4 protein-coding genes are annotated in these 6,062 nt (G+C 44.6%); 3 read left to right on the forward strand and 1 reads right to left on the reverse strand.

Features of this window, described 5'->3' with window-relative positions; genetic code table 11:
• Positions 1 to 800 precede the first annotated feature (800 nt).
• The 3 genes from RT143_RS01620 (at position 801) to RT143_RS01630 (ending at position 4,455) form a co-directional block, all read left to right on the forward strand.
• Positions 801 to 2,165, forward strand: a complete 1,365-nt coding sequence (locus RT143_RS01620; protein WP_313090721.1) for a diaminobutyrate--2-oxoglutarate transaminase — start codon at positions 801 to 803, stop codon at positions 2,163 to 2,165.
• Positions 2,166 to 2,248: 83 nt separating this feature from the next.
• Positions 2,249 to 2,818 (forward strand): nucleotidyltransferase family protein, encoded by a 570-nt coding sequence (locus RT143_RS01625; RefSeq protein ID WP_313090722.1) that lies wholly within the window; start codon positions 2,249 to 2,251, stop codon positions 2,816 to 2,818.
• 77 nt (positions 2,819 to 2,895) lie between these two features.
• Positions 2,896 to 4,455, forward strand: coding sequence for a pyridoxal phosphate-dependent decarboxylase family protein (locus RT143_RS01630; protein ID WP_313090723.1), 1,560 nt, complete (start codon positions 2,896 to 2,898; stop codon positions 4,453 to 4,455).
• A gap of 50 nt (positions 4,456 to 4,505) precedes the next feature.
• On the opposite strand, the gene RT143_RS01635 is transcribed toward RT143_RS01630, so the two are convergent.
• Positions 4,506 to 5,951: an L-serine ammonia-lyase gene (locus RT143_RS01635; RefSeq protein ID WP_313090725.1), complete on the reverse strand. Its 1,446-nt coding sequence runs from the start codon at positions 5,949 to 5,951 to the stop codon at positions 4,506 to 4,508.
• Positions 5,952 to 6,062: the final 111 nt, after the last annotated feature.

The following is a 6,062-nucleotide window of genomic DNA, read 5'->3' on the forward strand; positions in this document are numbered from 1 at the left end:
GTGTGTTATCTAGTATTGACGCCTGTTATCAAACTTATTTCTAAAAATTCGCTACGCCTTGCCTACGCAAGGATGATGCTAACATTAGAAGGGTTTGTCATTTTTGCGTATGTCGCCATCCTGTTTTTTTGGCAATTTTTTTTGGCAGTTTCTTTTGGTAATTTTTTTACTAGTTTTTTTGCCAGTGTATTTTGCTAGGTAATTGACTTTATTTTATTATATTTTTTTAATCAGCTTTTGTATGTTTATTCGTGTAAAACTCTCAATAAGCAGTATTTAGCTTTTATAAAATTTTGATGTTGTTAGCCTTGTTGACACTTGGCTATTTTGTACCAAATAATTCATTAACATGGTATTAACTAGGTAATTTTTTTATCATTATCGTGACTGAAATTGTGACTGCAGAGTTTTATATACCGTATAGACTATCAACGATTATCAAACTTTCCACACTGCTTCATAGTTTTGTGCCGCTCATTGCTCACCGCTTACCGCTTACCGCTTACCGTGATTTTTTGCTTTTGCCATCGCAAAATACAGCCTGTGTTATCACTTTGGAGGATTCATGCGATTTTTTGCAAAAAAGACTTTATTTTTCACAAAAAAAGGGTATTATGCCCCCATAAATTTTGAACGTTATATTGTTAGGTCTTGGGTGCAGTGTCATGGCATTTTGGGGTTTTGCGGTATAACGTTTTTGTTTTGGTGTCAGTCATCCTGACTGATATTTTATTCACAAGTTCGAGAAAGATAGCCACAAGCAAATTTTCTTAAACCCTTATCTGAGATGGTAATCCGATATGAGCGTTCACACCCCTGTACACCCTATTTCTCATGCCACTAACGAATATTACTTAACTCGTCAAAACACGATGGAATCTAATGTTCGTAGTTATCCCCGCAAACTACCGCTAGCTATAGCTAAAGCCCAAGGTATTTGGGTCACCGATGTTGAAGGCAATGATTACCTTGATTGCCTAGCCGGTGCTGGTACATTAGCCTTGGGTCACAATCACCCAGCCGTCAAACAAGCCTTATACGATGTGTTAGAAAGCGGTCTGCCACTGCACACCCTAGATATCACCACACCTGTCAAAGATGCATTTACCGAATCCTTGCTGTCTTTTTTTCCAAAAGATTTTGTATTGCAATTTTGCGGTCCGACCGGTGCTGACGGTACAGAAGCGGCAATTAAATTAGCAAAAACTTATACAGGGCGTGACAACGTTATCGCATTTAGCGGTGGTTATCACGGTATGACCCATGGCGCGCTTGCCATGACTGGCAATTTGTCTGCCAAAGAGAAAGTGGGCAATTTGATGCCAGGGGTACAGTTTATGCCCTATCCGCATGAATACCGCTGCCCACTTGGGCTTGGTGGTGAAGCGGGCGTTGATGCGCTGACTTACTACTTTGAAAACTTTATTGAAGATGTTGAAAGCGGCGTGGTCAAACCTGCAGCGGTCATCCTAGAAGCGATTCAAGGGGAAGGCGGTGTCGTGCCTGCGCCCAAAAAATGGCTACAAAAAATCCGTGAAGTGACGGCCAAACACGATATCGTATTGATTTTGGATGAAGTGCAAGCTGGGTTTGCGCGCTCAGGCAAAATGTTTGCCTTCGAACATGCCGACATCGTGCCTGACGTGGTGGTGATGAGTAAAGCGGTCGGGGGTGGTTTGCCACTATGCGTACTTGCCATCAACAAAAAATTCGACGCATGGGCACCAGCCGGTCACACCGGTACTTTCCGTGGCAATCAGCTTGCAATGGCGGCATCGATTCAAGTATTGGATGAAATCCGCAGCAAAAACTTGGCAGAAAATGCGCGCATCCGTGGTGAATTCTTGCGTGAGGAACTCAAAAAAATCGCCCAAGAATTCCCTTGTATCGGTAACGTGCGCGGTCGCGGCTTGATGACCGGTATTGAGATTGTCGATGAGCGTAAACCTGCTGACCGTATCGGCTCGTATCCTGCCGATATTGACATGGCAAACGCGATTCAAAGAGCGTGTTTTGACAACAAGTTACTGCTGGAAAAAGGCGGTCGTGGCGGTACAGTGATTCGCTTGCTTTGCCCGATTAACATCACCCAAGAAGAATGTAATGCGGTGCTTGAACGCTTTAAAAAGGCAGTGGCTGAAGCCGTGCAAAAAGTACGTGGGTAATTGATTATTGCCTATCAAGACGGTAAAGTTACTGACGTGGCTTTGCCGTTTTTATTATCTGTTTATTTCATTTTGAGTAAAATATGGAAACCAATATCGCCAAGACCGAACGCCTGATTCGAGAAATCAATCGGATTCATGGTGAGTATTCGCAAGATTATTTCGAAACAGGCAAGGTACAAAAAATCAATCTATCACATACGCTCAAAACCGTCCCTATTGAGCCTATCTTGTCATATCGGCTTAATTTGCATGAAGCGATTAATGATTATTTGGCATTTGCCGATACCCAAAATATCGATTTTTTTTACCGCGTTAAAACGGCTGAAAGTATCTATGACAAAGTCAATCGCTATTTGGCACGACAAAACCAGTACCCGGTCAATAATATCTTAAATGATATTTTTGGTGCTCGGATAATTTTGCCATCGGCTGATGTGACAGACATTATGGAAAAACTGGATGATTGGAAAACAGATTACAGTCTAAAAAATTGGTATTTACGTGATATCGACGGGTACATCGGTGTGCATGTGTATTTTAAAAATGCGAGCAATTTTTATTATCCTTGGGAACTGCAAATTTGGGATAAAAACGATGCCAAAGCCAATATTGTAAATCATCAACTGTATAAGCGTAGTTTTGTAAAATAAATTAACCATTTGCTCATATCACTCTTTTTAATGACAATTTATAGTTAACTCTCTCTTAAAGAATGCAAGGACTTACCATGTCAAACTTATCACAGCACCGCCAAGCGTTATTTTGTAATGACAGCCAATCCATTGCCGATTACCAAAAAAATATGAACACCGCTGTACAAGCCGTCACCGACTGGCTCAAAAACGACAAAATGTACACTGGCGGTAGTATTAAGCAGCTGCGTGCTGCCATTAGCTTTCAACCATCAAAAGAAGGACTTGGCTTAGAAGACGCCTTAAAACGTTCAGTCGAATTATTCCTTAATAAAAGCCTAAAAGTGCATCACCCCCATTCGCTCGCTCACTTGCACTGCCCAACGATGGTGACCAGTCAAATCGCCGAAGTGCTGATCAATGCCACCAACCAATCGATGGACTCTTGGGATCAAAGCCCAGCTGGGTCACTGATGGAAGTGCAACTGATTGATTGGCTACGTCAAAAAGTCGGTTTTGGTAGCGGACAAGCGGGCGTATTCACCTCAGGTGGTACCCAATCCAACTTGATGGGCGTGTTACTCGCCCGTGATTGGTGTATCGCTAAAAACTATAAAAATGACGATGGGTCAGAATGGTCAGTACAGCGTGACGGTATCCCAGCCGACGCCATGCAAAAAGTGAAAGTCATCTGCTCAGAAAACGCGCATTTTAGCGTGCAAAAAAACATGGCAATGATGGGTATGGGTTTTCAATCGGTGGTTACTGTGCCAGTCAATGACCAAGCGCAGATGGATGTTGCCGCACTTGAACACACCATGGCGCAACTCAAAGCCGAAGGCAAAATCATCGCCTGTGTGGTCGCTACCGCAGGCACCACGGACGCGGGCGCGATTGACCCAATCCCTGCGATTCGTAAGCTCACCCATGAGTACGGTGCATGGCTTCATATTGATGCCGCTTGGGGCGGTGCGCTGATTTTATCGAATAACTACCGCGATAAACTTGCAGGTATTGAGCAAGCCGACTCTATCACCCTCGACTTCCACAAACACTACTTCCAAAGCATCTCTTGCGGGGCATTTCTGCTCAAAGATGAAGCTAACTATCGCTTCATGCATTATGAAGCTGAGTATTTGAACTCTGCGTATGACGAAGAACATGGCGTACCCAACCTAGTCTCTAAGTCGCTACAGACGACGCGCCGTTTTGATGCGCTAAAATTATGGCTGACGGTGGAAGCCTTGGGCGAAGAATTATATGGCTCGATGATTGACCATGGCGTTGATTTGACCCGCGAAGTCGCTGACTATATCAAAGCCACTGATGGGCTTGAGTTGTTGGTAGAGCCACAGTTTGCCTCCGTGCTATTTCGCGTGGTACCCAAAGACTACCCTACTGAGTTGATTGATAGCTTGAACCAAAATGTCGCCGATGAGCTATTTGCCAAAGGTGAAGCCAACATCGGCGTGACGCGCGTCAGTTACCAAAAGCAAGGGGATGCTCACCAAGATGTGCAATCGCTTAAAATGACCACGTTAAGCCCCATCGCCACGCTTGACAATGTCAAAGCCTTATTGGCTCAAGTGTTGGCACAAGCCGATGACATCAAAGACCGTATTATCACAGGGGATTATCAGCCTGCGATTGATTGATAAGCACAGAAAAACCGATTCCTTGGCGAATCGGTTTTTTTATTGTAGCTCTAACACTGACTGTAATTGACCGTCACATCCAGCGTCGGAATCAGATTTGACTGGGCGGCAAAATCCTCATCTAGGACATTGATAGCAAGCCCGCCCATTGCGGTTTCTTTATATTTTGACATCATATCTCTGCCTGTCTCTTTCATGGTTTTGATGGCTTTATCAAGCGATACCACATGCTGCCCATTGCCTTTAAGCGCAAGCCTTGAGGCATTAATCGCTTTTACTGCCGCCATGGCATTGCGTTCGATACAAGGCACTTGCACCAATCCCGCAATCGGGTCACACGTCATACCAAGGTGATGTTCGATGCCAATTTCGGCAGCGTTGGCACATTGGGCAGGACTACCGCCAAGCACATAGGTTAACCCTGCCGCCGCCATCGCACACGCCGATCCGACTTCCCCTTGACAGCCCACTTCTGCGCCTGAGATGCTGGCATTTTCTTTGATAATGATGCCAATCGCCGCAGCGGTTAGTAGAAAATCATGCAAACCTTGCAGCGTATAACTTGGACAAAAATCTCGATAATAATGCATGACCGCAGGTATCACGCCTGCCGCACCATTGGTGGGTGCAGTTACCACACGTCCGCCACTGGCGTTTTCTTCATTAACTGCCAAGGCATACAGATTCACCCAATCCATCACGGCAAGGGCATCATTAAACGCTTTTCGGCTATCGGCAGCGGATAACTGCTGATAAATCGCCTTGGCGCGGCGCTGTACTTGTAAGCCCCCTGGCAAAATACCATCGTGGCGACAACCATCATTGACACAGTCTTGCATGACTTGCCAAATGTCATTAAGCCCACCCAGCAGCTCATCTTCACTCAAGTTAGCCAGTTCATTGGCTCGGACGACCTGAGCGATTGACAGTTGATGGTGTTGGCAAATTTGTAATAATTCTTTGGCGTTGTTAAAGGGATAAGGTACCGGTTTTTTGACGCTTTCAATTACCGGTTCTTTTGCTTGGGCTTCTTGCTCGGTCTGCACAAACCCGCCGCCGATTGAATAATAAGTATTTTGGTAAACAATGTCATTGCCTGTAAAAGCAGTGATAGTCAAAGCATTTGGATGATGGGGCAGCGATACCCTACCATTTAGGATTAAATCTTTGTCAGCAACAAAGTTAATCTCATGCTGCTGATTTAGACACAGCGTGTTTTGCGCTTGGATATCGGCAATTTTTTGTGAAATAGCGGTGACATCCGTCGTCTGTGGTTGCTCCCCCATCAAACCTAGCATCACCGCTATATCACTACCGTGCCCTTTACCCGTCGCACCGAGTGAACCAAACAGCTCAACTTGCACCCTATCCACCTGCGTCAGTAGCTGCTGCTGTGATAATGCGCTAACGAACAGATTCGCCGCTTTCATCGGTCCGACCGTATGCGAACTTGAAGGTCCAATCCCAATTTTAAATAAATCAAAAATACTGATCACTGATAAATCCTATATGCCAATCAGTTGAAAAATTCAATTATGTTGTATTCATTCTGCTAGATAACCACGAATTGCCCATCTGTGTCAATGTGCTATCGAAAAGTTTATCAA

It is taken from the genome of Moraxella sp. CTOTU48268 (genome assembly GCF_032069585.1).
GTDB lineage: Bacteria > Pseudomonadota > Gammaproteobacteria > Pseudomonadales > Moraxellaceae > Faucicola > Faucicola cinerea.

Bases quoted from the DNA above. Each gene is read 5' to 3' on its own strand.
- RT143_RS01620 (WP_313090721.1), top strand. From the start codon at position 801: ATGAGCGTTCACACCCCTGTACACCCTATTTCTCATGCCACTAACGAA.
- RT143_RS01630 (WP_313090723.1), top strand. From the start codon at position 2,896: ATGTCAAACTTATCACAGCACCGCCAAGCGTTATTTTGTAATGACAGC.
- RT143_RS01625 (WP_313090722.1), top strand. From the start codon at position 2,249: ATGGAAACCAATATCGCCAAGACCGAACGCCTGATTCGAGAAATCAAT.